The sequence below is a fragment of the Cupriavidus sp. SZY C1 genome (assembly GCF_032190535.1).
In the GTDB taxonomy this organism is placed as follows: Bacteria; Pseudomonadota; Gammaproteobacteria; order Burkholderiales; family Burkholderiaceae; genus Cupriavidus; species Cupriavidus pauculus_C.
Genome location: NZ_JAUANU010000010.1, coordinates 137,501 through 160,519, shown reverse-complemented (window position 1 = coordinate 160,519; position 23,019 = coordinate 137,501). Strand labels below are relative to the sequence as shown.

The window sequence follows — 23,019 nt, the reverse complement described above, 5'->3', positions numbered from 1 at the left end:
GCGAGTCAACGGCTGCAGTGTAGGAACCGGCGGCCGGGCGCGGTAGATGGCCAAACGCAAACTTATTGTTTAGGATTTTGATTCAGTGAAATGCCGGTTTGCAAAATAATGGGGGTGGCCATGGCGAAGGCGGGCAAGGACAGCGTGGAGCGGTTGTGGGAGCACTTGCACTGGCTGGCGGTGCTGGACCAGCAGGGGAGCTTCAGCAAGGCCGCGGACCGGCTGGGCGTCAGCAAGGCGTCGATGAGCCAGCGCATCGCCGAACTGGAACGCTCGGCCGGCATCATGCTGGTGCAGCGCACCACGCGCAGCGCGGCGCTCACGGACGCCGGGCGCCAGCTTGTCGAATCGACGCGCGGGGCGTTCGAACAGATCGCCAATGGGTTTGCCAACGTGCGCGAGCTGGCCGAGACGCCCCGGGGCATCCTGCGGGTGACGGCGCCGGTGGCCTTCGCCCGCCAGCAACTGGTGCCGCTGCTGCCCGGCTTCCTGGCCACGTACCCCGACATCCGCCTGGAACTCGATATGTCGGACCGGCTGCGCGCGCTGGCGCAGGAAGGGTTCGACATGGCCATCCGCCACACGGCCGCGCCGCCGGAGACCCATGTGGCGTGGATGCTGTCGCAGACCCGCACGGTGCTGGTGGCCAGCGGCAAGTACCTGAAGACCCACGGCACGCCGGCCTCGCCGGCCGCGCTGGCTGACCACCAGTGCCTGCACTACCCGCGCGCGCACGGGGCGGTGACGTGGACCTTTGTCCCGGCGAAGGGCGGACATCAGCGCCGCGTGGATCCAATCACGGTGGCGGTCAGCGGGCCGCTGGGCGTCAACAACAGCGAGGCGCTGCGCGACGCGGCCATCGCCGGCCTGGGCATCGCCCTGCTGCCGGACTTCAGTGCGCAAAGCGCGCTGGAAAAGCGCCAGCTCGTCGAGGTGCTGCCCGACTGGCAGTCGACCGGCGCGTTCGGCGAATGGCTGTACGCGATCCGGCCCTACAGCGCCCATGCGTCCCGGGTGAGCCAAGTGTTTGTCGACTACCTGCGCGCCGCGTTCAAGGCGGGGTTTTCGTCACATGGCCGCTGACGGTCGAATACTGGTCTAGTGAAGTCGTTCGAAAATGGCTCTTCAAGCAGGCCCATTACGCCAGCAATATTCGCCCACATCGACCCCCCAGCCAGAACCCACCATGTACGTACCGGCCCATTTCGCAGTCCCCGACATCGACGCCCTGCATCGCCTGATGCGCGAACACCCGTTTGCCGCCCTGGTGACGAACGGCGCCAGCGGACTCGACGCCAACCATATTCCCTTCGAACTCGAACTGCCGCCCGGCAAGCAGGGCGTGCTGCACGGGCATGTGGCGCGCAACAACCCGGTGTGGACCGACGTCCGCAATGGCGACGACGTGCTCGTCGTGTTCCGCGCCGAGGACGCCTACATCACGCCGAACTGGTACCCGAGCAAGCACGAGTTCAAGAAGCAGGTGCCCACGTGGAACTACCGCGTGGTCCACGCGCACGGCAAGATCACGATCCGCGACGACGAGCGCTACGTCCGCGGCGTGGTGGCCAGGCTGACGCGCACGCACGAGTCGCCCCAGCCAAAGCCGTGGAAGATGGGCGACTCCCCGGTAGACTATATCGAGACGATGCTCAAGGCGATCGTCGGTATCGAGATCGAAATCGAGAAAATCGTCGGCAAGTTCAAGCTGAGCCAGAACCGCGAGCTGCGCGACAAGCGCAGTGCCGGCGAGGCGCTGAAAGCCCAGGGCGACGTTGCAATGGGCCAGGCGATGCTCGACGCGATCACCGAGGACCCCCGGTAGGCCATTGCGCGCCAGGGGCCGTGTATGGCAAGCCAACTCCAGGGGAAGCATGAGTTCTGATCGCATCATTGTCATGGGCGCGGGCCACAGCGGATGCAAGGCGGCGCAGGCGCTGCGCAAGCACGGCTGGACCGGCGGCATCACCATGGTCGGCAAGGAGGGCCGCGTGCCCTACGACCGGCCGCCGCTATCGAAGGCCGTGCTGCTGGGCAAGAAGTCTCACGACGCCTGCGCGTTCTTTCCGATGGACTGGTACGAGCAGAACGGTATCGACCTGCGGTTGGGGCGGACGGTGCAGCGCATCGACCCGTCCGCCCGGACGGTCACGCTCGATGGTGGCGACACCCTGGGTTACCAGAAGCTGCTGATTGCGACGGGTGCCGACCTGATCGCGCTGCCGATACCGGGCGCCGACCTGCCCGGCGTGGAAGGGCTGCGCACGCCGGAGCAGGCCGCGCGCATCGCGGCGTCGCTGCAGGCCGGCAACCGGGTGGTCGTGATCGGTGCGGGTTTCATCGGGCTGGAGGTGGCCGCTGCGGCGGTAGAGAAAGGCTGCCAGGTCGAACTGCTGGAAGCGGCGCCGCACGCGCTGGGACGCAGCCTGCCGGCGCCGGTGTCTGACGCGCTGATCGCGTTTCACCGCCAGAAGGGCGTCCAGATTCGCTTCGGCGCGCGCGTGGCCGCAATCGAGGGCCAGGCGCGCGCCGAAACGGTGGTGCTGGCCGACGGCACCCGCATTGCGTGCGACGTCATCGTCTATGGCATCGGCGTGCGGCCCAACACGGCCGTCGCCGAGGCGGCGGGCCTGACGGTCGACAACGGCATCGTGGTGGATGCGCACCTGCAGACTTCGGCCCCCGACATCTACGCCTGCGGCGACGTCACGCGCTATTTCTGCGACCTGTTCCACCAGCCGCTGCGCCTGGAAAGCTGGAAGAGCGCGGAAGAGCAGGCCGATGCCGTGGCGCGCAGCATGGTCGGGCAGCCGGTGCGCTATGGCCACGTGCCATGGTTCTGGTCGAACCAGTTCGACCTGACGCTGCAGGTGTCGGGGCTGCCGGTCCTGGGCACGCGCCACGTCGAACGGGCCATCGGCGACAGCAGGCTCTACCTGTCCACCGACGATGGCGGCACGACGGTCGGCGTCAGCGCGCTCGGTGCGGTCAGGGAGATTGCCATGCCGATGCGGGTGGCGAAGGCGTTCGTCGAAGGGCGCCAGCAGATCGATCCGGCGCGCTTCGCCGATGCGTCGGTGCCGCTGCAGGCGCTGGCCGGAGAACCCTGACTGCCCGGGCTACGCCTGCTGCGGTACGAACGGCTGGCCCATCGGCTTCAGGCGAATGCCCGGCGCCAGCCGCGTCCACGGCAGGTCCGCCGGGTCGGCCGTCATCGGGCCGGGCGCCTTGGCCACCAGCACCGCCTGCGCGATGCCCTGGAAATCCGCGCGGAAATGCACCGAACTCTTGTTGACGAGGATCTTCATCGCCTCCGGCTCCACGCCGGCAACGCGATACAGGTTGCGGTCCAGCATCTGCGCCTTGCCACCGCTGACCACGACCTTGACGCCGCCGATGCCCAGCAGCGCCACCGGGCCGACGTCGGCCAGCATGCCGTGCATCATCGGCCCGCCAAAGCGGCAGACGCCGTCGGACAGGCCCAGCACCTCGAAGCTGGCCTGCAGCGGCGCGTCGCCCGGCACGCCCGAGACCCCGCCCAGTGCAACGTCGATGACCGCGCCCACGCCCGCCGCATGCGCGGTGGCGGCCACGGCCGGGTCCCAGATCAGGCCGATAGCCGCGCCCTGCGCGCCGTGGCGCAGCAGCGCGCGCAGCATGCCCGTGGTGTTCGAATCGCCGCCCGCGCCCGGGTTGTCCTGCGTGTCGGCGATGACCACCGGCTTTGTCGCGCCCTTGGCCAGCGCCATGGCCTGCAGCACGGCCTCGTCGGGCGAGAGGAACGGCACCTGCCAAGCGGCTTCCTCGGCCAGCATCCGGTCATGCAGCGCCTGTACGGCGGCCTCGGCCGCCTCGGCGGTTTCGCCATAGCCCCAGATCACCGGCCCGCATTCGGGAAAATCGGCCGCCGGAAAGCCCGGCGCGAACGATAGCGACACCACGCCATCGCGCTCGCGCGCATCGATCTCGGCGTACATGCCGCACGCGGGCTCCAGCATCGTGCACATGCCGTTGATCGGAATCAGGAAGGGCAGGCGGCGCGCAGCGCGGTGCCAGCGCGTCTGGCCGTCCAGCAGCCGATGCAGCAGTTCCGCCGCACGCGCGCCGGTCTGGTCCATGTCCACATGGGGGTAGGTGCGATACGCGACCAGCGCGTCCGCCGCGTCCAGCATGGCGCGCGTGACGTTGGCGTGCAGGTCCAGCGACGCCACGATCGGAACCGCCGGGCCCACGACGTCGCGCAGGCGCGCCAGCAGTGTGCCTTCGCCATCGTCGGTGTGCTCGGCGACCATGGCGCCGTGCAGGTCCAGGTAGATGGCATCGAAGCCGCCCGCGCGCGCGGCCGCGACGATCTCGCCGGCAATGCGCTCGAAGGCGTCCTCGGTGACGTGGGCCGACGGGCTGGCACCGGCCCAGATCACGGGCAGCAGCGTCCAGTCATGGCGGCGGGCCGCCTGGATGAATCCGCCGGCCGGGATGTTGACGTCGGCCAGCTTCAGTACGTCTTCGCCGCGCGCCATCGCCGGGAAGCCCTCGCCGCGCTCGAAGTTCGCATAGCCGGCCTTGGACGGCGCGAACGTGTTGGTCTCGTGCTGAAACCCGGCGATCAGGATCCGTGTTGCCAAGTCTTGCTCCATGGGGTGTCGGTAGAAAAGGTCAGGCGGCAGCAACGCTGCCTTCGGGCGCGGGGATGCGGTTTTTTTCTTGGTGTGGGGCAATAGTCGGGCAGATGGCGGGACAGAGCAAGAGCAACCGAAGTCGGCTATCGTTGCCCATTGGGCAACACGCGAACATGGGAACAACATGCGCGAACTGAACCAGCGCCGGCTGCGCTATTTCCATGAAGTGCTGACGCACGGGTCGATCCGCGGCGCGGCGGACAGCATCAACACGTCGCCGTCGGTCATCACGCGCCAGATCCGGCTGCTGGAGGAAGAGGTGGGTGCGCCGCTGTTCGACCGCCACGCGCGCGGCGTGCAGCCCACCGAGGCGGCGCTGCACCTGCTGGAGTACTGGCGCGGCTGCCGCGCCCAGCAGGAACGGTTCGAGGACCGCATGCAGGCACTGCGCGGTCTGCAGCACGGGCGGCGGCGCCAAAGCGCCAGCGCGCCGGAAGCGGTGACGAGCCGTCCGCCGCCGTCCCCTTCCTCGCCCGCTATTAGGTTGTAAAAGCAACCGATATATGCTTCAATGCGCCGCAGTTGTGTTGGTTGTATCCACAACCAGAATTCACCGACAACAGGAGGCGACATGAGCACGAAGGCAGAGGCAATGCATTGGATCCGTGGCGAATGGCTGGCGGAGGGGCAGTGCAAGGAGAGCATCGACCCGGCCACCGGGCAGGTGATCGGGTATTTCCACGATGCGACGGCGGCCACGATGCAGTTGGCGATCGACGCGGCGGCGGAGGCGTTTGCGGCGGGCCACTGGCGCGATGACGCCTACCTGCGGGCCACGGCGCTGGGGCATCTGGCCGATGCGTTCGCCCGCCGGCAGCAGGAGGTGGTGGACATGCTGTGCGCGGAGAACGGCAAGCTGCGCGCGGAAGCCACCTTCGAGGCGTCGCTGATTCCGCGCGCGCTGCGCTTCGTGGCGGGGCTGGCGATGCACAACTTCGGGCGCGTGGTGGAAAGCCGGCCGGGCCAGCAGAGCATGTCCATCCGCGAGCCGGTGGGCGTGGCCGGGCTCATCATTCCGTGGAATTCGCCCGCCTATCTCTGCATCCGCGCGCTGGCGCCGGCACTGGCCGCTGGCTGCACGGCGGTGGTCAAGATGCCGCACCAGGCCGCGCAGACCGCGGCGCTGCTGGCCAACATCGTCGCCAGCGTGCCGGAACTGCCGAAGGGCGTGGTCAATATCGTGACCGAGTCGGGTGCCGACGGGGCGCGCCTGCTGGTGGATTCGCCGCAGGTGCCGGTCGTCAGCTTTACCGGCAGCACCGCCACGGGCCGCGCCATTGCCCGCGCGGCCGCCGACCGGCTCAAGCGCGTGGGGCTGGAACTCGGCGGCAAGACGCCGCACCTGATCTTCGACGATGCCGATCTGGCCGCCGTGCTGCCCGTGCTGGAAAAGTCGTCCACGGTGTTCGCCGGCCAGTTCTGCATGACCGGCAGCCGGATTCTCGTGCAGCGTGGCATCGTCGATGCCGTGCGCGCCGGCCTGGCGCAGCGGCTGGAGGCAGTGCGCGTGGGCCCGGCCCGCGAGGCGACGAGCCAGATGGGGCCGCTGATCGACAAGGCGGCCGTGGCGCGCGTGAATGGCTTGGTGGAAGCGGCCATCGCGGCCGGCGCCCGGCCCATCGTGCGCGGCGGCCCGGCGCTGGACCCCGCGCTGGCGGGCGGCGCGTTCTATCGGCCGACGCTGCTGGAAATCGCCGACCAAAGCCTGCCGATCGCCCGCGAGGAAACGTTCGGCCCGGTGCAGACGCTGCAGGTGTTCGATACCGAGGCGGAAGCCATCGCGCTGGCCAACGACAGCGACTACGGGCTCAGCGCATGTGTGTGGAGCCGCGACGTGGACCGGCCGATCCGTGTGGCGCGGCGCCTGCAGGCCGGCCTGGTGTCGATCAACAGCTGGGCCAATCTGGCCGTGGAGATGGAAGAGGGCGGTTTCAAGTCGAGCGGGCTGGGCCGCCTGGGCGGCCTGGCGTCGGTGGAGGACTTCCTGGAGTACAAGCAGATCACGCAGGACTTCATCCCGCATCACCACTGAGGCACCACGCCCGGTGCCTCCGGGGCGGCGGGCTAGATGCGCCCCAGCCACGCCGCCGCGTTTTTCCAGCGCAGTTGCTGCACCACGGGGTCCGGCAGGCCCAGCGACGCGATTCGCGCCGCCGGGTCTGCGTCCATGATGGCGAACGGGTAGTCGGTGCCGATCATCACGCGTGTCTCGCCCACCAGTTCCACCAGCGCACGGATGGCCTGCGGGCTGTAGAGCAGGTCGTCGTAGTACAGCGCGCGCGCGGCGTCGACCGGGGCCGTGGCGATGGCGTCGCGCAAGGCGGGCTGTTTTTCCCACGCGAACTGCATGCGCGGCACCAGCGCCTGGATGGAGCCGCCGCCGTGGCTCAGCGCGATCCGCAGCTTCGGAAAGCGCGCCAGCAGCCCGCCCGTGATCAGCGACGCCGCCGCCAGCCCGATCTCGCCGGGGAACGCGACGATCTGCTCCAGCGCGGGCGGGCCCACCAGCCGGTCCATGCCGGCCGGGCGCAGCGGATGCACGAAGATCGCCGCGTTGCACGCCTGCGCCGCTTCAAAGAACGGCCAGAAGCGCGGATCGCCAATCGGCACGCCCAACACGTTGCTGCCCACCTCGATGCCCGCCAGTCCCAGCGTGCCCACCGCATGGTCGAGCTCCGCGATGGCGCGGTCCATGTCCTGCAGCGGCGCCGCACCCAGCGCGCTGAACCGGTCGGGCGCGCGCGCCACCATGCCGGCCAGCGTCTCGTTGAGGTAGCGCGACAGCACGCCCGCATCCTCGCCATCCATCCAGTACGACAGTAGTTCCGGCATCGGGGACAGCACCTGATGGGCGACGTCGGTGGCGTCCATGTCGGCCAGCCGCGCGGCGGTGTCCCAGGCGTGATGCGGCACCGTGCGATAGATCTCGCCGGAAATCACGACGTGCCGGTGGCACGGCTGCGCGTCGCGCATCGACGGCCACGGCACGTTGGCGTGCTGGCCGATGTAGCGCGGAAACTCGGCCGGGATGACGTGGGTGTGGACGTCGATGCATCCGCAGCGGGCGGGCAGGGGGTTCATTGGGGTATCTCCTGATAGGGAAGTGTGCTTCTAACGGTTGCAAAAGCAACTGTCACGCGCTTTAATTCGAGCACGGATAGGTTGCTTTTGCAACAATTTAGGAGACTCGTTCGATGGCCACACCCCAAGACGTACTGGATCGCCCCACGGCATCGGCACCGGCACCGGCAGCGATTGCCGACACCGCCGTGCAGGCCAAGCTGATGGAGGCCGTCGCCAGGCTTCGCCCGATCATCGCGGAGCGCGCCCGCCAGACCGAACTCGACCGCCGCGTGTCGGCCGAGGTGACCGATCAACTGATTGCCGCGGGCCTGTACCGGGCGGTGCAGCCCAAGCGCTTCGGCGGCCACGAACTCGGGCTCGACGTGCTGCGCCGCCTGGCGTTCGAACTGGGCCAGGGCTGCGCCTCCACCGGATGGTGCTACGGCCTGAGCGCCGCAGCGTCGTGGGTGCTGGGCATGTTCCCGGGCGAAGCGCAGCAGGACGTGTGGGGCGCATCGCCCGACGCGCTGATCGCGTCGTGCATCGCCCCCACCGGCAAGGCGGAAGCGGTGGCCGGCGGCTTCCGCCTGCACGGCCGCTGGAGCTTTGGCAGCAACTGCGACAACGCCCAGTGGATGTCGCTCGGCGCGATGGTGGCGCAGGGCGAGGGCCAGCCGCCGCGGCCGCTGTTCCTGCTGGTGCCCAAGGGCCAGTACCAGATCGTCGATACGTGGCATACGGTGGGGCTGGCCGGCACGGGCAGCAAGGACATCGCCATCGAAGAACCGGTCTTCGTGCCGGAACACCGCACCGTGGCCTTTGCCGACGTGCTGGAGCAGGAGGGCCCCGGCGCCGCCCTGCACGCGTCGGCGATCTACCGGCTGCCGTTCCTGAGCGGCTTCCCGCCGCTGCTGGCCAACCCGGCGGTGGCGGCGCTGCGCGGCGCGCTCGATGCATTCGTCGACAGCGTCGCCGCGCGGGCCACGCGCGGGGCGTTTGCGGGCGGCGGGCAGTCGATCGCCCAGTTCGGCCACGTGCAGGCCGCCGTGGCGCGCGGCGAAGCGGCGGCGGACGCGGCGCAACTGATCCTGCAACGCGACCTGCAACTGGCCACGGACCTCGTTGCCGCCGGCACCAAGCTCAGTGCCGCCCAGCGCATCACGCTGCGGCGCGGCCACGCCTATGCCGTGCAGCTCTGCGTGGAAGCGATCAACGAGCTGTACGACGTGGTGGGCGGCACCGGCATCCAGCTCGATAACGCCGTGCAGCGCGCATGGCGCGACATCAACGCGGTGGCGCACCATATCAGCGTCAACTGGCATGCCGTATCGAGCATGTACGGGCAGATGCGGATGGGCCTGCCGCCGCGCGGGCAGTACTGAAGGGGCGCGCCATGATCCGACACCAGAAACTGGGCCGCATCGAGCTCAACGTGACCGATCCGCAGCGCTCGCGCCGCTTCTACGAGGACGTGGTGGGCCTGCAGTACGTGGATACCGGCAGCGAAGGCGAGATCCGGCTGCGCTGCGACCACGATCACCACAGCCTCGTGCTGTATCCCGGCAAGGCGGCCGGGCTGCGCTGCGCGGGCTTCATGCTGCAGGACGCCGCGCAGTTCGCGCCGCTGCTGGAGCGCCTGGACGCGGCCGGCCTGCCGGTGGAACACGTGCCGGCCGACACCTGTGCCGCGCGGGCGCAGGCGCGCGCCATCCGCGTGTTCGAGCCGCTGGTGGGTGCCATGCTGGAGTTCTACGTGCCGGCGCCGGACTCGGCCCGGCCGTTCGCGCCCACGGTGACGCGCATCCAGCGCCTGGGCCACGTGGTCTTCAACACGCCCGATGCGGCCCGCGCCGTGGCGTTCTGGCGCGACGTGCTGAACTTCCGCGAATCGGATTCGGTGGGCGATGTCATCACGTTCATGCGCTGCTGGCCCAACCCGTATCACCATGGCATCGGCATCGCCCGCTTCGAGCGGCGCTGCCTGCACCACGTCAACTACATGGTGACCGAGATCGACGACATCGGCCGGGCGCTCACGCGGCTGAAGGCGGCCGGCTCCGACGTGGTGTTCGGGCCGGGCCGGCATCCGGCGTCGGACAGCGTCTTCCTGTACTTCCTGGACCCGGACGGCCTGACGATGGAATACAGCTTCGGCATGGAAGCGTTCCCGGAGACCTTTCCGCGCGCGCCGCGCCGCATCGAGCCGTCGCCGCTGTCGCTGGATTACTGGGGCTCGACCCGCGACCCGCGCTGCTTTACCGGCGCCGGCGCCAATGCCGTGCCCGCTACCGAGGAGGCCCGCCCATGAGCGCCGACATCATCACCCCGTCCATCGACAGCCGGGACCTGCGCAACGCGCTGGGACGGTTCGCCACCGGCGTCTGCGTGGTGACCACGCGCACCGCCGACGGCCAGCGCGCGGCGCTGACGATCAACTCGTTCTGCTCCGTGTCGCTGGACCCGCCGCTGGTGGCGTGGTACCTGAGCGACCGCGCGCCGAGCCTGCAGGCGTTTTCGGAGTCCGAGTACTTCGCCGTGCACGTGCTGACGGCCGAGCAGCAGCACCTGGCGTCGCATTTCGCGCGGCCGGCGCCTGACAAGTTCGCCATCCTGGGCGATGGGGTGCGCCCCGGCCTGGGCGACGTGCCGCTGCTGGACGGCGCGCTGGCGTGCTTCGAATGCCGCACCACCACGGTGGTGCCGTTCGGCGACCACGTGATGATGCTGGGACAGGTGGAACGGTTCGGCTACGGCGCGCAGACGCCGCTGCTGTTCCACGCCGGCAAGTTCATGGCGCGCGAACCCGTGCTGCAGACCTAGCGGCGCGGCCCGCCGCCATACACCATAAGACAAGACAATCTGGAGACAAACGTGCACGCCCCCAACCGTCCCACGCAACTGTTTCGCGGCCACTGGTGGATCGTCATCGGCTCGGTCCTCGGGCTGATCGTCGGCAACGTCACCGTGCTGCAGTTCTCGGCCTCGGTGCTGATGAAGCCGATCATGGCCGAGTTCGGCTGGAACCGCAGCGTGCTGTCCGCCGCCGTGATGCTGGGCTCGATCTTCGCGGCCATCGCCACGCCGGTGGCCGGCGAGCTGATTGACGCCCGCGGCATCAAGCCGGTCACGCTCGCGGCCATCACGCTGTTCTCGCTGGCCATCGCGGCCATGTCGCTGGCGCCGCCGGTGCCGGCCGCGTTCCTGGCGATGTTCGCGCTGATGGGTTTGTTCAGCGCCGGCCAGGCGCCGCTGCCGTACGCCAAGGCGATTGCGGCGGCCTTCGACCGCCAGCGCGGCCTGGCCATGGGCATCGCCATGACCGGCGTGGGCCTGGGCGCGGCGCTGGTGCCGCGCCTGACGCAGTCCTACCTGGACCACTTCGGCTGGCGCGGGGCCTTTGTCGCGGTGGGTGTGACGGTGTTTTGCATCGCGTTTCCCGCCGTGGCGCTGCTGGTCCGCGACGTATCCGTCGACGCCGGCAACGTGGCGGCGCGGGTGCGGCAACTGCCGGGGCTGGCCGCGCGCGATGCGCTGCGCCACAAGGACTTCTGGGTCATGGCGGTGGTCTTCCTGTGCATCCCGATCGTCGCCAACGGCACCATCGTCCATCTGGTGCCGCTGCTGACCGACCGGGGCATCCCGTCCAGCCAGGCCGTGACGGTGTTCTCGGGCATTGGCGCGTCGCTGATCGTCGGCCGCCTGCTGTGCGGCTATCTGCTGGACCGTTTCTTCGGCCCCCATGTCGCCATCGCGTTCGTGCTGCTGCCGGCGCTGGGCGTGCTGACGCTGCTGGGCAGCAGCGACGTGGCGCTGACCACGGTGGGCGCGGTGCTGGTGGGCATCGGCATGGGCGCCGAGGTGGACCTGATCGCCTACCTGCAGAGCCGCTACTTCGGCCTGCGCGCGTTCGGCCAGATCTACGGCTACCTGTTCGCGGCCTTCACGGTCGGCACCGGCCTGGGGCCGTTCGTGATGGGGGCCACCTACGACCTGGCCGGGTCCTACCGTCCGGCGCTGCTCGCCTTTGTCGCGGTGCTGGCCTGCGCGGCGCTGATGCTGCTGCGCCTGCCACGCCAGTACCCGTTCCCGGTGCAGGGCGCGCCGCGCCCGGCCGGCCAGGACGACGCCTCGCGCGCGACGGTGGCCTAGTGCCCGCTCCCCACGCTTTCCCATCCCTGACTCAACGCATCGCCACACCATGAAGCTCGTTACCTATCTCCACAACGGCAATACGTCCATCGGCAAGGTCGAGGGCGACCTCGTGATCGACCTGCCGCGCAACGATCCGGCCCTGCCCGACACCATGCAGGAACTGCTCGAAGCCGGCCCTGCCGCGCTGGACCGCGCCCGCGCCCGCGCCGTGCGCGGCGGCTTTACCGCGCCGCTGTCGGCGGTGACGCTGCTGGCGCCGGTGCCCAAGCCGTCGAAATACCTGGCCATCGGCATGAACTACCGCAAGCACGTGGCGGAGGCGGCCAAGGTTGGCGTCCATACGCCGCCCGTGCAGGTCTGGTTCAACAAGCAGGTGTCGTGCATCAACGACCCGTTCGGCGACGTGCACATGCCGGTGGTCTCGGCGCAGCTCGACTACGAGGTGGAACTGTGCGCGGTCATCGGCACCCGCTGCCGGCATGTGAGCCGCGAGGACGCCCCGTCGGTCATCGCCGGCTACATGGTCTGCAACGACGTGTCCGTGCGCGACTGGCAACTGGCGTCGCAGACGATGACCATCGGCAAGTCGTTCGACACGTGCGGCCCGATCGGCCCGTGGATCGTCACCCCCGACGAACTGGGCGACCCCCACGCGCTGCGCCTGCGGATGTGGGTCAACGGCGAACTGCGCCAGGACGACGTGACCGGCGCGATGATCCACGACATCTACGACCAGGTGGTGCATCTGTCGAAGGCATTCACGCTGGAGCCCGGCGACCTGCTGGCCACCGGCACGCCGTCCGGCGTGGGCGTGGCGATGGACCCGCCGTCCTACCTCAAGGTGGGCGACGTCATGCGCGCCGAGATCGACGGCATCGGCCACATCGAGAACCGCGTGGTGGCCGAACCCACCTGACCCGCCCCCCGCGGGAGTAGCCCCGCAGCACCCCAGTACCCAGCGCCGTCGCCACCAGGCCGGCCCGCCATGTCCGCCGCCGCGCGGGCAGGGCGGCCTGTTGCCCGGCGCCACGGCACACCGGCTGTCCCACCTCACTTTGATGACGCCTATGCAAACCAAGAACGAAGTCGTGGACCCCTGTCAGGCCGGTCGTCCGGCCAGCCCGATGCGCCGCCGGATCGGCGCGATGCTGGGCGGCCTGCTGGCCAGCCAGGCCGTACCCGCGCGTGCGCAGTCGCAACCACAGCCGCAGCCGCAGGACGGCATGGCGAGCGTCCAGCGTATCGACGTCCACCATCACATCCTGCCGCCGGTCTTCCGCCAGACCATGGGCGAGGACGCCATCGGCGCGCCGGCCCCGAACCGCGTGGCGCCGCAGTGGAAGGTGGCCGATTCGCTGGGCCTGATGGACCGGCAGGGCATCACCACCGCCGTGGTCTCGGCGCCGCCGCTGTGGATGCCCGACATGGCCAGGACGCGCCAGCTCACGCGCGCCTGCAACGAGTTCGCCGCGCAGATGGTCAGCGACCACCCGTCGCGCTTCGGCACGTTCAGCGCGCTGCCGTTGCCCGACGTGCGCGCGGCCATGGCCGAGATCACCCATGCGTTCGACGTGCTGAAGGCCGACGGCATCGGCCTGATGACCAACTATGGCGACAAGTACCTGGGGCACGCCGATTTCGCGCCGGTTTTTGCGGAACTGAACCGCCGCAAGGCCGTGGTCTACGTGCATCCCACGTCCTGCCAGTGCCATCGCGGCCTGCTGCCGGAGCAGCCCGATTCGCTGATCGAGTTCCCGCATGACACCACGCGCGCCGTGTCCAGCCTGATGTTCTCTGGCGTGTTCAGCTGCTGCCCGGACATCCGCTTCATCTTCTCGCACGCCGGCGGCACGGTGCCTTACCTGGCCACGCGCATGGCGATCCTGGGCTCGCTGGACAAGACGCTGGCCCGCCAGGTGCCAGAGGGCGTGATGCCGCTGCTCAAGCGGCTGTACTACGACACCGCGATTGCCGCGAACCCGATCTCGATGGCGGCGCTGCGCAAGCTGGTCACGCCGGCCAACATCGTCCTGGGTACCGATTTTCCGTTTGTCCCGGAAACCGGCACGCAGGCGACGTTTGCCGGGCTGCGGGATGTGGGCTTCAGCGCCGAGGAGCTGCGCGCGGTGGAAGGCGGCAACGCGGCGCGGCTGCTGGCGCGGGTGGCCAGCCAGGGTGCGCGGCTGGGGACGGCGCAGGCGAGCTAGCCCGGCCACCCAATTCTCATAAAAAAGACGGAGGAGACCCATGACAATCAAACTGAAACACCTGGCGCTGGGCTGCGCGGCGGCGCTGCCGGCGCTGGCGGGCGCGCAGTCCGTGACGCTGTACGGCGTGGTCGATACGGGCGTGGAGATGGTCAACCACGCCGGCCCGACGCAGGGCACCGTGGTGCGCATGCCTAACCTGTCCGCCTCGGTGCCGTCGCGCTGGGGGCTGCGCGGCGTGGAAGACCTGGGCGGCGGCCTGAAATCGCAGTTCGTGCTGGAATCGGGCTTCGCGCCTGATACCGGCGCGGCCAATTTCGGCAACCGCCTGTTCGGCCGGCAAGCGTGGGTGGGGCTGTCGGGAGACTGGGGCCAGGTCGCGTTCGGGCGCCAGTACACGATGATGTTCTGGGCCACGCTCGACGCGGACATCCTGGGGCCGAACACGTTCGGGTCCGGCGCGCTCGATCCGACGATCCCGAACTCGCGCGCGGACAACGCCATCTCGTACAAGGGCAAGTTCGGCGGGCTGACGGTGGGCGCCACCTACAGCTTCGGCCGCGACGCGGCGGTGGCCGCGCCCAGTCCGTCCAGCAACAACTGCGCGGGCGAGAATCCCGCCGACAAGCGGGCCTGCCGCGAGTGGTCGGCGCTGCTGATGTACGAGACGCCGCACTTCGGCGTGGCGGCGGCCTACGATTCGTGGCGCGGCGGCCCGGGCGCGTTTGGCGGCCTTACCAGCAGCGGCCGCAAGGACGACCGGCTGTCGCTGAGCGCCTATACGCTGTTCGATCGCGTGAAGGCCGGGGCGGGCTGGCTGCGGCATGACAACGACGGCAACCCCGCGCCGCGCAGCGACCTGTTCTGGCTCGGCGGCTCGTACGACCTGACGCCGGCGTTCACGGTGGCCGGGCAGGTCTATCACCAGCGTTATCACAACAGCGCCAACAAGGCATGGCTCTACGCGGTGCGCGGCACGTACAACTTCTCGAAGCGCACGGCCGTCTACGCCACGGCCGGGTTCATCGACAACGGCGGGCAACTGGCCCAGTCGGTGAGCAGCAATCCGGGCGCCAGTGCGTCGCCCGGCGGCACGCAGCTCGGGGCGATGCTCGGCGTCAAGCACATCTTCTGAACGCGGCCGGCGGGCGGTCAGGCGGTCAGGTGTCCGGATCGTCCTGCGCCGCCTTGCGCCGCACCCGGCGCGCCACGGTCAGCTTGCGGTTGACGCCCGTGGCGCTCTGGCAGCCGTCGACGAGGTTGGTGAAGATGGCCCGCAGCGTCTTGAGCGTGGCGGCCAGTTCCTCGGGCGACACGCCGGACATCGACGCGCGCTCGATCTCCCAGGCGCGCGGCGCCAGTTCGGCGACGATGGCGCCGCCGGCGGGCGTCAGGGACAGGTGGATGTTGCGCTTGTCCGTCGCCGACACGTCGCGCCGCAGGAAGCCGCGCTCCTCCAGCGCCGCCACCGCGCGGGACAGGTACGAGATTTCCGCGCCGGTGTGGCTGGCCAGGTCGGACAGCGTCTGGTGGTCCTCGTGGCGCAGCGCGGCCAGCACCCGCCACGCCTGCAGGTTGATGTTGTGCGGCTTCAGGTCGTCGCTGAACCGCGCGGCGATGATGCTGGCGGCGCGATTGAGCAGGTAGCCGACGGAGTGGTCCAGGTCGTGGTCGGGACGTTCGGCCGGCAGCGGCTGCATCCCGGCGCGGCCCGGCCGGACCGGTGACTTGGTCGCCGCGGCGGGGACGGACCCGTTCGCGCGCGGCGTGGAGGTGGACTTCGGCATGGAAGGGAACGGTTCAGGCAAGGTTTGGGGCGCGTGGGCCAGATGATAGCTTAAACAACCGCTTTGCAGGCGGAAAGGCTGCGGGGCGCCCGTCCCTCAGCCCGCCCCCAGGTTCGTCGAGCGGGCCGCGCAGGCCCGCAGGAACGCAATCAGCGTGGTCACCGCCCGGGTCTGGTAGCGCGCGGGCATGTAGAGCAGGTACATCGTCGTGCGCAGGAAGGCCAGGTCTTGGGGCGGCAGCGGCAGTTGCAGCAGCGTGCCGGCCGCGAGGTCGCGGTCGACCATGTAGCGGGGCACCAGGCCCACGCCCAGCCCTTGCAGGATCGTGTCGCGCAGGAAGAAGAAGTTGGCCGACATCAGCCGGGGCCGGATCTGGGCCTGGCCGCCCGCCGTGCCGGCGCGCCCGGCCACCAGCAGCTTCTGGCCGGTCAGTTCGGACGTGATCAGCGGCAGGTCCTTGAACTGGTCGAGCGTGTGCGGCATGCCGGTTTCGCGCACCAGTTGCGGCGTGGCGCAGGCCACGTATTCCACGTCGCCCAGGCTGTGCGAGACCGCGTTGGACGGCGCCTCGCCCATGACGCGCACGGCGAAGTCGACGGCACCCTTGACCAGGTCGTCGATGTCGTTGTCGAAAATCACGTTCAGCGTGATGGCCGGATACAGCCGCATGAATTCGACAAACCACGCCGACATCGTGTGCTGGCCGAACCCGCTCGGCACGCTCAGCCGCACCGTGCCGCTGAGCCGCTTGCCCAGGCTCTGGACCGATTCCTGGGCCGCCAGCAACTCGTGCCGGATTGCCCGGCCATGCTCGTAGAGCTGCCAGCCCAGCTCCGTCGGCTCCAGTTGCCGCGTACTGCGGCGCAGCAGTTCGGCGCCCAGTTGCCGCTCGAACTGGTTCAGCCGCTTGCTCACGTTGGCCCGGCTCATGCCCAGCTGCACGGCCGCCCGGCTCAGGTTGCCGGCGTCGATGATGTCCACCAGCAGCGACAGCGCGCCCAAGTCCATTGTCAACTCCAGGTTTTCATATGTCGTCAGTTTCGGTTGCAATTGTCAAGCATATGGAACATATGGACAATCGGCGTCCATAGGAGACGTTGAACCATGCAACAAGAACAGAAAGCAGCGCCGCTGCCGCTGGCCGGCTTGCGCGTGCTGGACCTTTCGCGCGTGCTGGCCGGCCCGATGTGCGCGATGGCGCTGGCCGACCTGGGCGCCGATGTCGTCAAGGTGGAGCATCCGTCGCGCGGCGACGATACCCGCGACTGGGGCGTGCGCATCGGCACGCGCAATACGTCGTATTTCAACAGCGCCAACCGCAACAAGCGGTCCGTCACGCTCGACCTGCAAAGCGAGGAGGGCGCGGCGCTGGCTCGCCAACTGGCGGCCCAGAGCGACGTGGTGATCCAGAACTTCAAGGTTGGCGGCGCCGAAAAGCTCGGGCTGGGCTACGACCAGCTCGCCGCGCTGAACCCCCGCCTGGTCTACTGCTCGATCTCCGGCTATGCCCGCTTCACGCCCGAGGCGGAGCGCCCCGGCTACGACCTCGTGGTGCAGGGCGAGGCCGGCGTGATGGCGACCAACGGCGAGGCCGGCCAGGGGCCGCTCAAGTTCGGCGTGGCCGCCGTCGACATGTTCACGGGCATGTACGCGGCGCAGGCCATCCTGGCCGCGCTGTACGCGCGCCAGTCCACCGGTCGGGGCCGGCACGTGCAGATGGCCCTGTACGACTGCGGGCTCATGATCACGTCCTACTACGGCATGGAAGCGCTGCTCAAGCAGGGCGACCCGCCCAAGTTCGGCAACGCCCATCCGTCGATCGTGCCCTACGGCGTGTTCGAGGCGGCCGACGGCCCGCTGGTCATCACCGTGGGCAACAATGGCCAGTTCCAGCGCTTCTGCCGCGACGTGATCGGCCGCCCCGAATGGGCCGAGGACGAACGCTTTGCCACCAACACGGCGCGCTCCGCGCATCGCGACACGCTGCTGGCCGAGATTCGCGCCGCGCTGCGCACGTTCAGCCGGGCCGATCTGCTGCAGCGGCTGACCGCGGCGCAGATTCCGTGTGGCGAGGTGCTGGGCATGCTCGACGCGCTGCAGTCCGAACGCACCGCGCAGGCGGGCCTGCTCCATCGCTTCGACGACAGCGAGGCCGGCCCGCAGGCCGTGCTGGCGCCGCCGTACGCGATGGACGGCCAGCGCATGCCCGTGCGCCTGCCGCCGCCGCACATGGGCCAGCACACGCACGAGGTGTTCCGCGAACGGCTGGCGCTCGACGACGCCGCCATCGCGGGCCTGCACGCGCGCGGCGTGATCTGACCACATCCAGGCAAGACCTGCATTTCATTCCCGAGGAGACAAACCATGACCCATCTGCTGAACCGCCGCCGCGTGCTCAAGGCGGGCGCCGCCGCATCGCTGGCCGCCCTGCTGCCCGCCGCGATGGCCAAGACCGGCTGGCCCGACAAGTTCATCAAGATGGTGGTGGCCTTTCCGGCCGGCGGCCCCACCGACACGGCCGCGCGCATCGTGGCCCAGAAGCTGTCCGAGCGCCTGGGCCAGCAGGTGATCATCGAGAACAAGCCGGGCGCGTCGGGTTCCATCGGCACGGCCAGCTTCATCAAGAGCCCGCCCGACGGCTACAACCTGTCGATGTTCGGCATGCCGGCGCTGCTGGCGCCGCTGATGTACAAGACCAACGCCTACGACGTGAAGAAGGATTTCCTGTCGGTGGCCACGGTCTACGTGCTGCCGATGGCCATCGTCATCAACCCGCAGGTGGTGCCGGGCGTGGAAACGCTGCCCGACCTGATCCGCTTTGCCAAGGCCAGCAAGACGCCGCTGAGCTACACCAGCTCGGGCACGGGCAGCTTTGGCCACCTGGCGATGGAGCAGCTCAAGGACCTGGGCCACTTCGACATGTTGCACGTGCCGTACCGGGGCAGCGCGCCGGCCGTGGCCGACCTGCTGGGCGGCCAGGTGGGCATCATGTTCGCCGACGTGGTGGCCGCGCTGCCGCACATCCGCGCCGGCAAGCTCAAGGCCATCGCGCTGAGCTCGCCCAACGCGCGCGTGCTGCTGCCGAACGTGAAGACGGTGTCAGAGCAGGGCTTCCCGGGCTTCGACTTCGACTCGTGGGGCGGCCTGATCGCGCCGCTGGACACGCCGCAGGCCATCGTGGACCGCATCGCCAGCGAGACGCGCAGCATCATCGGCAGCGACAAGGAGCTGCAGCAGAAGCTGGTGACGGCGGGCGCCATCGCCTCGTTCCAGGACGGCAAGCAGATGCAGGCGCGCCTGAACAAGGACTACGACCGCTGGAGCGCCATCGTCAAGGAAAAGAACATCAGCGCCAATTGATGGCTGGCGTGCCTGTCCGATAAGGCAGCCTTTCGCACCCTGCCATCTCCGGCCGCGTCCGCTACAACAGGGCAACCGCCCTGGCAAGACCGCCGGCGCCGCCATGCGCCGGTGGCCCGAAGCTTGCGTCTATGGGGGGCGGAATAAAGATGCCTGCCATGTATTCCTACGTCATTGACTGCATCGACGACCGGATCGCCGCTTTGGACCGCGCGATTGACCAGACTCGGGGCCGGATCAGAGCGCAGATCCGCCTCATCAGAGCCGCGCGCAGCGATACGCATCGCCCCGAAATGGCGATGGAGGTACTGCGGTACCTCGTGGACACGCATGACGCGTTGCGGAAGCTTCGGGCGGTAGAAATTGCGCTGCGGCAGACGCTCTTCCATGGCCTCTACGTTAGGCATCTGGTGCCCTCCCTGTCATGCGGTCCGCCCGGCAGGAGAGGACTTGACTATCCCCACAGAACCCCGGGCCTGGGCTGACGATCCCCAGGCCATCCAGATCGCCGAGACCCGCACGCGGATCCGGCGCCAGATCGCCCTGATCCGGGCCTGCCGGCGCGACGCCGGCGACACCGCGCTGGCCCTGCGGGTGTTGCATACGATGCAGCACAGCCTGCGCGCGCTGCGCTGGACCCGCGCCGCCGCGGACCGCGCGCGGCAGCCCTGGGAGCCGCCCGGCGCGGCATTGCGACAAGACTAATCTCGACGCAGAAAACTTTCACTTCACCCCTCCCACCCCGCGATGGGACGATGCCGTCTTCCAGGGGGCCGCCAACGCAAGCCCCGGCCGCGCGCCGGGCATTCACAGGGAGGAAAGCATGCAAACCGTCAGGACCAAGGATGGCGTCGACATCTTCTACAAGGACTGGGGCAGCGGCCAGCCCATCGTCTTCTCGCACGGCTGGCCGCTGAGTGCGGACGACTGGGACGCGCAGATGATGTTCTTCCTGAACCAGGGCTTCCGCGTGATCGCCCACGACCGGCGCGGCCACGGCCGCTCCACGCAGACCGCCGACGGCCACGACATGGATCACTATGCCGACGACCTGGCGGCGGTGACCGCACATCTGGACCTGAAGAACGCCATCCACGTCGGCCATTCCACCGGCGGCGGCGAGGTGGTGCGCTACCTGGCCCGCCACGGCGAGAGCCGGGTGGCCAAGGCGGTGCTGATTGCCGCCGTGCCGCCGCTGATGGTCAAGACCGAAGCCAACCCGGGCGGGCTGCCGAAGGAGGTGTTCGACGGCTTCCAGGCGCAGGTGGCCAACAACCGCGCGCAGTTCTACCGTGACATCCCGGAAGGCCCGTTCTACGGCTACAACCGGCCCGGCGCGAAGGCGCAGGAAGGCGTGATCGCCAACTGGTGGCGCCAGGGCATGCAGGGCGGCGCCAAGGCGCACTACGACGGCATCGTCGCGTTCTCGCAGACCGATTTCACGGAAGACCTGAAGAAGATTGGCGTGCCGACGCTGGTCATGCATGGCGATGACGACCAGATCGTGCCGTACGCCGACTCCGGGCCGCTGTCGGCCAAGCTGCTGCGCCAGGGCACGCTGAAGACGTACAAGGGCTTCCCGCACGGCATGCCGACCACGCACGCGGACGTCATCAACGCCGACCTGCTGGCGTTCATCCGCGGTTGACCCCGGCGCGGGCACGCCGGTCCGCCCCCGGGGCGTGCCCGGCTGTCAACGGCGGTGGCGGCAGCATGGGCGGCGCGAGCGGCCGCTGATGTCAGAACGTGGCGGGAGGGAGCAAGGCTGCAACAAAAAACCCGGCGCGGGGTGCGCCGGGCTGTCGGTCATTCGCCGGTCGGTGCCGGCGTGGGCGCCGCAGGTTCCTGCGGTGCCGATGCAGCGGGTGGGGCCGCGTCGCCCGCCGCTGCCTGTTCGGCCGGCTGGGCCGGCTGGGCGGGCTTCTTGGCGCGTGCCTGGCCCTGGCGCGAACGGCCGGCCAGCAACTGGCGGCCACGCCGCGCATCGGCGGCGGTCACTTCGCCGGCGGGCTCGCCCGCCAGGTCCACGCGCGGCGCGCCTTCGGTCAGGCAGGCCCAGTAGCGGCCGCCCCGGCACCACGTGCGGATCGCATCGCGCAGCTCGGCCTCGGTCAGGCCCAGTTGCTCGGCATGCGTCATCAGGTCCTCGAAGATGCCGACCTTGAGCGGCACCTTGGGCGCGGGATTCTTCGGGAATGCCAGCGGAAAGCGCTTCTGCAGCTTGCCGAAGGTGCGCACCACCGGATCGACCGGTGCCTCGGCCTTCGGCTTGGCCGTAGCGGCCTTGCCCTCTGCCGGGGGCTTGGCCTTGGCAGCGGGCGCGGGACGCCGGGGGGCGCGGGGCTGCTTTTCCCGTGCCTCCTTCTTTGCCTGTTCGGCGAGTTTTGCCTTGAGTGCTGCCAGTTGTTCGAAGCCCATTTCGTCAAGCCCAATAAAACGTCGCGGGATTATATCAGCCGCGCCCTGCACGGCCCGAACCGGCGCCGGAACCGAACGTGCGGCCTGCCGCGCGCGTGCGGCGGCATCGGTCGGAAAAACCTCCACTTCTCGATTACACCGGCGCCGGCCGCATCGGTGCGAACGGCGGGGGCATGGGCACGGCGGACCCCACGCGCCGCAGTGGCATGGTCGTTGCGGAGGTAAGCGCGTCCTGAAGACAGGGCTTTCACCATCGCACTCTGGAGGGGTCTCCCATGTTCGTGCACAACAAGCGTCTGCAATACACCGTCCGCGTCTCGCAACCCGACCCGGGCCTGGCCAACCTGCTGCTCGAACAGTTCGGCGGCCCGCAGGGCGAACTCGCGGCCGCGTGCCGCTACTTCACGCAGGCGCTGGCCGAGGAAGACCCGGGGCGCAAGGACATGCTGCTCGATATCGCCACCGAGGAACTGAGCCACCTGGAGGTCATCGGCTCGATCATCGCCATGCTGAACCGTGGCGCCAAGGGCGACCTGGCCGAAGGCGTGCAGCAGGAGGCGGAGCTGTACCGGTCCCTGCAGGGCGCCGGCAACGACAGCCACGTCACGCAGCTGCTCTACGGCGGCGGGCCCGCGCTGATCAACTCGGCGGGCGTGCCGTGGACGGCCGCGTACATCGATTCGATCGGCGAGCCCACGGCGGACCTGCGCTCGAACATCGCGGCCGAGGCGCGCGCCAAGATCATCTACGAACGGCTGATGAACGTCACCGACGACCCCGGCGTGCAGGAGGCGCTGGGCTTCCTGATGACGCGCGAGGTATCGCACCAGAAGTCGTTCGAAAAGGCGCTGTACTCGATCACCCCGAGCTTCCCGCCCGGAAAGGCGCCGGCCGACCCCAAGTTCGCCAGCGTCTATTTCAAGATGTCGCAGGGTGCCGAGACGCTGCGCGGCCCGTGGAATGCCGACAGTACGTTCGAATTCGTCGAAGACCCGCCGCCGGCGGTGGACGGGGGCGACGGGTCGGCCAGCGTGTCGATGCCAGCCGACCAGCTATCGGCGCTCGAAGCGTTTGCCACGCGCGGCCAGTCTGACGTCGACAGCGATCCCGAGACCGGCGTCGACCTGGGCAAAGCCGAGGGCGATGTCGATGGCACCGGCCAGGACATGGCCGCGAGCAAGACGTGAACGACGGCTGCGTGACGATGGCGGCCCGGCGCTGCTGGCGCCGCCATCCGCTGCGGCTGCTGTCCGGCCTGCTGGTCAACGTGGCCGGGCTCTGCGCGCTGGCCGGGCTGATCTGAGCGGATACGGCGGGCCAAAGCGAAGCCAGCGCCGATGGGCGCTGGCGACC

The 23,019-nt window shown here is 69.3% G+C and carries 21 protein-coding genes and 1 pseudogene; 17 read left to right on the top strand and 5 right to left on the bottom strand.

From position 1 onward, the window contains the following. Positions 1–120 precede the first annotated feature (120 nt). The 3 genes from QTN24_RS16885 to QTN24_RS16875 all read left to right on the top strand — a co-directional run bounded on the left by QTN24_RS16885 (position 121) and on the right by QTN24_RS16875 (position 3,110). Positions 121–1,083 (top strand): LysR family transcriptional regulator, encoded by a 963-nt coding sequence (locus QTN24_RS16885; protein ID WP_313838442.1) that lies wholly within the window; start codon positions 121–123, stop codon positions 1,081–1,083. A gap of 103 nt (positions 1,084–1,186) precedes the next feature. Further along, the gene (locus tag QTN24_RS16880; RefSeq protein WP_313838440.1) at positions 1,187–1,825 is read left to right on the top strand and encodes an FMN-binding negative transcriptional regulator; all 639 of its coding nucleotides are present in this window, start codon (positions 1,187–1,189) and stop codon (positions 1,823–1,825) included. Positions 1,826–1,874: 49 nt separating this feature from the next. Next, positions 1,875–3,110 (top strand): FAD-dependent oxidoreductase, encoded by a 1,236-nt coding sequence (locus tag QTN24_RS16875; protein WP_313838438.1) that lies wholly within the window; start codon positions 1,875–1,877, stop codon positions 3,108–3,110. Between the two features lie 9 nt (positions 3,111–3,119). On the opposite strand, the gene QTN24_RS16870 is transcribed toward QTN24_RS16875, so the two are convergent. Beyond that, on the bottom strand, positions 3,120–4,625 hold the full coding sequence (locus tag QTN24_RS16870; protein WP_313838437.1) for a M81 family metallopeptidase: 1,506 nt from the start codon (positions 4,623–4,625) through the stop codon (positions 3,120–3,122). Between the two features lie 178 nt (positions 4,626–4,803). On the opposite strand from QTN24_RS16870, the pseudogene QTN24_RS16865 reads away from it, so the two are divergent. Then, positions 4,804–5,094, top strand: a pseudogene (locus QTN24_RS16865) (LysR family transcriptional regulator); the annotation flags it as partial. 156 nt (positions 5,095–5,250) lie between these two features. Then, positions 5,251–6,711: an aldehyde dehydrogenase family protein gene (locus QTN24_RS16860; RefSeq protein WP_313838435.1), complete on the top strand. Its 1,461-nt coding sequence runs from the start codon at positions 5,251–5,253 to the stop codon at positions 6,709–6,711. 32 nt (positions 6,712–6,743) lie between these two features. Here QTN24_RS16860 and QTN24_RS16855 read toward each other — a convergent pair whose 3' ends face one another. Next, on the bottom strand, positions 6,744–7,760 hold the full coding sequence (locus tag QTN24_RS16855; RefSeq protein WP_313838433.1) for an amidohydrolase family protein: 1,017 nt from the start codon (positions 7,758–7,760) through the stop codon (positions 6,744–6,746). A gap of 113 nt (positions 7,761–7,873) precedes the next feature. Between QTN24_RS16855 and QTN24_RS16850 the strand changes: the two genes are divergently transcribed. The 7 genes from QTN24_RS16850 (at position 7,874) to QTN24_RS16820 (ending at position 15,236) form a co-directional block, all read left to right on the top strand. Continuing rightward, positions 7,874–9,124 (top strand): acyl-CoA dehydrogenase family protein, encoded by a 1,251-nt coding sequence (locus QTN24_RS16850; protein WP_313838432.1) that lies wholly within the window; start codon positions 7,874–7,876, stop codon positions 9,122–9,124. Positions 9,125–9,135: 11 nt separating this feature from the next. Beyond that, the gene (locus QTN24_RS16845) at positions 9,136–10,050 is read left to right on the top strand and encodes a VOC family protein (RefSeq protein ID WP_313838431.1); all 915 of its coding nucleotides are present in this window, start codon (positions 9,136–9,138) and stop codon (positions 10,048–10,050) included. Then, positions 10,047–10,562 carry a flavin reductase family protein gene (locus tag QTN24_RS16840; protein WP_313838429.1) on the top strand — a complete coding sequence of 172 codons (516 nt, stop codon included), beginning with the start codon at positions 10,047–10,049 and terminating at the stop codon, positions 10,560–10,562. The genes QTN24_RS16845 and QTN24_RS16840 overlap by 4 nt, the downstream gene beginning before the upstream one ends. 51 nt (positions 10,563–10,613) lie before the next feature. Continuing rightward, on the top strand, positions 10,614–11,891 hold the full coding sequence (locus tag QTN24_RS16835) for an MFS transporter (protein WP_313838427.1): 1,278 nt from the start codon (positions 10,614–10,616) through the stop codon (positions 11,889–11,891). Between the two features lie 49 nt (positions 11,892–11,940). Further along, positions 11,941–12,810 carry a fumarylacetoacetate hydrolase family protein gene (locus tag QTN24_RS16830; protein WP_313838425.1) on the top strand — a complete coding sequence of 290 codons (870 nt, stop codon included), beginning with the start codon at positions 11,941–11,943 and terminating at the stop codon, positions 12,808–12,810. Positions 12,811–12,961: 151 nt separating this feature from the next. Then, positions 12,962–14,101 (top strand): amidohydrolase family protein, encoded by a 1,140-nt coding sequence (locus QTN24_RS16825; protein WP_313838424.1) that lies wholly within the window; start codon positions 12,962–12,964, stop codon positions 14,099–14,101. Positions 14,102–14,147: 46 nt separating this feature from the next. After that, positions 14,148–15,236, top strand: a complete 1,089-nt coding sequence (locus tag QTN24_RS16820; protein WP_313838524.1) for a porin — start codon at positions 14,148–14,150, stop codon at positions 15,234–15,236. A gap of 25 nt (positions 15,237–15,261) precedes the next feature. Here QTN24_RS16820 and QTN24_RS16815 read toward each other — a convergent pair whose 3' ends face one another. After that, the gene (locus tag QTN24_RS16815) at positions 15,262–15,888 is read right to left on the bottom strand and encodes a MarR family transcriptional regulator (protein WP_313838423.1); all 627 of its coding nucleotides are present in this window, start codon (positions 15,886–15,888) and stop codon (positions 15,262–15,264) included. 96 nt (positions 15,889–15,984) lie between these two features. Beyond that, the gene (locus tag QTN24_RS16810; RefSeq protein ID WP_313838422.1) at positions 15,985–16,896 is read right to left on the bottom strand and encodes a LysR family transcriptional regulator; all 912 of its coding nucleotides are present in this window, start codon (positions 16,894–16,896) and stop codon (positions 15,985–15,987) included. A gap of 96 nt (positions 16,897–16,992) precedes the next feature. Between QTN24_RS16810 and QTN24_RS16805 the strand changes: the two genes are divergently transcribed. From QTN24_RS16805 to QTN24_RS16790, 4 genes are all read left to right on the top strand, one after another. Beyond that, on the top strand, positions 16,993–18,207 hold the full coding sequence (locus QTN24_RS16805; RefSeq protein ID WP_313838421.1) for a CoA transferase: 1,215 nt from the start codon (positions 16,993–16,995) through the stop codon (positions 18,205–18,207). A gap of 45 nt (positions 18,208–18,252) precedes the next feature. Next, a complete protein-coding gene (locus QTN24_RS16800) occupies positions 18,253–19,248 on the top strand; it encodes a tripartite tricarboxylate transporter substrate binding protein (RefSeq protein ID WP_313838419.1) in 996 nt (331 codons plus the stop codon). 450 nt (positions 19,249–19,698) lie between these two features. After that, positions 19,699–19,953, top strand: coding sequence for a hypothetical protein (locus tag QTN24_RS16795; RefSeq protein WP_124686173.1), 255 nt, complete (start codon positions 19,699–19,701; stop codon positions 19,951–19,953). Positions 19,954–20,071: 118 nt separating this feature from the next. Continuing rightward, a complete protein-coding gene (locus tag QTN24_RS16790) occupies positions 20,072–20,896 on the top strand; it encodes an alpha/beta hydrolase (protein ID WP_313838417.1) in 825 nt (274 codons plus the stop codon). Between the two features lie 158 nt (positions 20,897–21,054). On the opposite strand, the gene QTN24_RS16785 is transcribed toward QTN24_RS16790, so the two are convergent. Then, the gene (locus QTN24_RS16785) at positions 21,055–21,666 is read right to left on the bottom strand and encodes a ProQ/FinO family protein (protein WP_313838416.1); all 612 of its coding nucleotides are present in this window, start codon (positions 21,664–21,666) and stop codon (positions 21,055–21,057) included. A 275-nt stretch (positions 21,667–21,941) separates the two neighbouring features. On the opposite strand from QTN24_RS16785, the gene QTN24_RS16780 reads away from it, so the two are divergent. Then, entirely contained in the window at positions 21,942–22,853 is a 912-nt protein-coding gene (locus tag QTN24_RS16780) for a manganese catalase family protein (protein WP_313838415.1), read from the top strand. Positions 22,854–23,019 lie beyond the last annotated feature (166 nt).

Excerpts from the sequence above, each read along its gene's own strand:
- QTN24_RS16780 (WP_313838415.1), top strand. The coding sequence starts at position 21,942 with ATGTTCGTGCACAACAAGCGTCTGCAATACACCGTCCGCGTCTCGCAA.
- QTN24_RS16785 (WP_313838416.1), bottom strand. The coding sequence starts at position 21,666 with ATGGGCTTCGAACAACTGGCAGCACTCAAGGCAAAACTCGCCGAACAG.
- QTN24_RS16850 (WP_313838432.1), top strand. The coding sequence starts at position 7,874 with ATGGCCACACCCCAAGACGTACTGGATCGCCCCACGGCATCGGCACCG.
- QTN24_RS16855 (WP_313838433.1), bottom strand. The coding sequence starts at position 7,760 with ATGAACCCCCTGCCCGCCCGCTGCGGATGCATCGACGTCCACACCCAC.
- QTN24_RS16810 (WP_313838422.1), bottom strand. The coding sequence starts at position 16,896 with ATGGACTTGGGCGCGCTGTCGCTGCTGGTGGACATCATCGACGCCGGC.
- QTN24_RS16885 (WP_313838442.1), top strand. The coding sequence starts at position 121 with ATGGCGAAGGCGGGCAAGGACAGCGTGGAGCGGTTGTGGGAGCACTTG.
- QTN24_RS16790 (WP_313838417.1), top strand. The coding sequence starts at position 20,072 with ATGCAAACCGTCAGGACCAAGGATGGCGTCGACATCTTCTACAAGGAC.
- QTN24_RS16875 (WP_313838438.1), top strand. The coding sequence starts at position 1,875 with ATGAGTTCTGATCGCATCATTGTCATGGGCGCGGGCCACAGCGGATGC.
- QTN24_RS16825 (WP_313838424.1), top strand. The coding sequence starts at position 12,962 with ATGCAAACCAAGAACGAAGTCGTGGACCCCTGTCAGGCCGGTCGTCCG.
- QTN24_RS16880 (WP_313838440.1), top strand. The coding sequence starts at position 1,187 with ATGTACGTACCGGCCCATTTCGCAGTCCCCGACATCGACGCCCTGCAT.
- QTN24_RS16830 (WP_313838425.1), top strand. The coding sequence starts at position 11,941 with ATGAAGCTCGTTACCTATCTCCACAACGGCAATACGTCCATCGGCAAG.
- QTN24_RS16800 (WP_313838419.1), top strand. The coding sequence starts at position 18,253 with ATGACCCATCTGCTGAACCGCCGCCGCGTGCTCAAGGCGGGCGCCGCC.
- QTN24_RS16840 (WP_313838429.1), top strand. The coding sequence starts at position 10,047 with ATGAGCGCCGACATCATCACCCCGTCCATCGACAGCCGGGACCTGCGC.
- QTN24_RS16845 (WP_313838431.1), top strand. The coding sequence starts at position 9,136 with ATGATCCGACACCAGAAACTGGGCCGCATCGAGCTCAACGTGACCGAT.
- QTN24_RS16815 (WP_313838423.1), bottom strand. The coding sequence starts at position 15,888 with ATGCCGAAGTCCACCTCCACGCCGCGCGCGAACGGGTCCGTCCCCGCC.
- QTN24_RS16805 (WP_313838421.1), top strand. The coding sequence starts at position 16,993 with ATGCAACAAGAACAGAAAGCAGCGCCGCTGCCGCTGGCCGGCTTGCGC.
- QTN24_RS16860 (WP_313838435.1), top strand. The coding sequence starts at position 5,251 with ATGAGCACGAAGGCAGAGGCAATGCATTGGATCCGTGGCGAATGGCTG.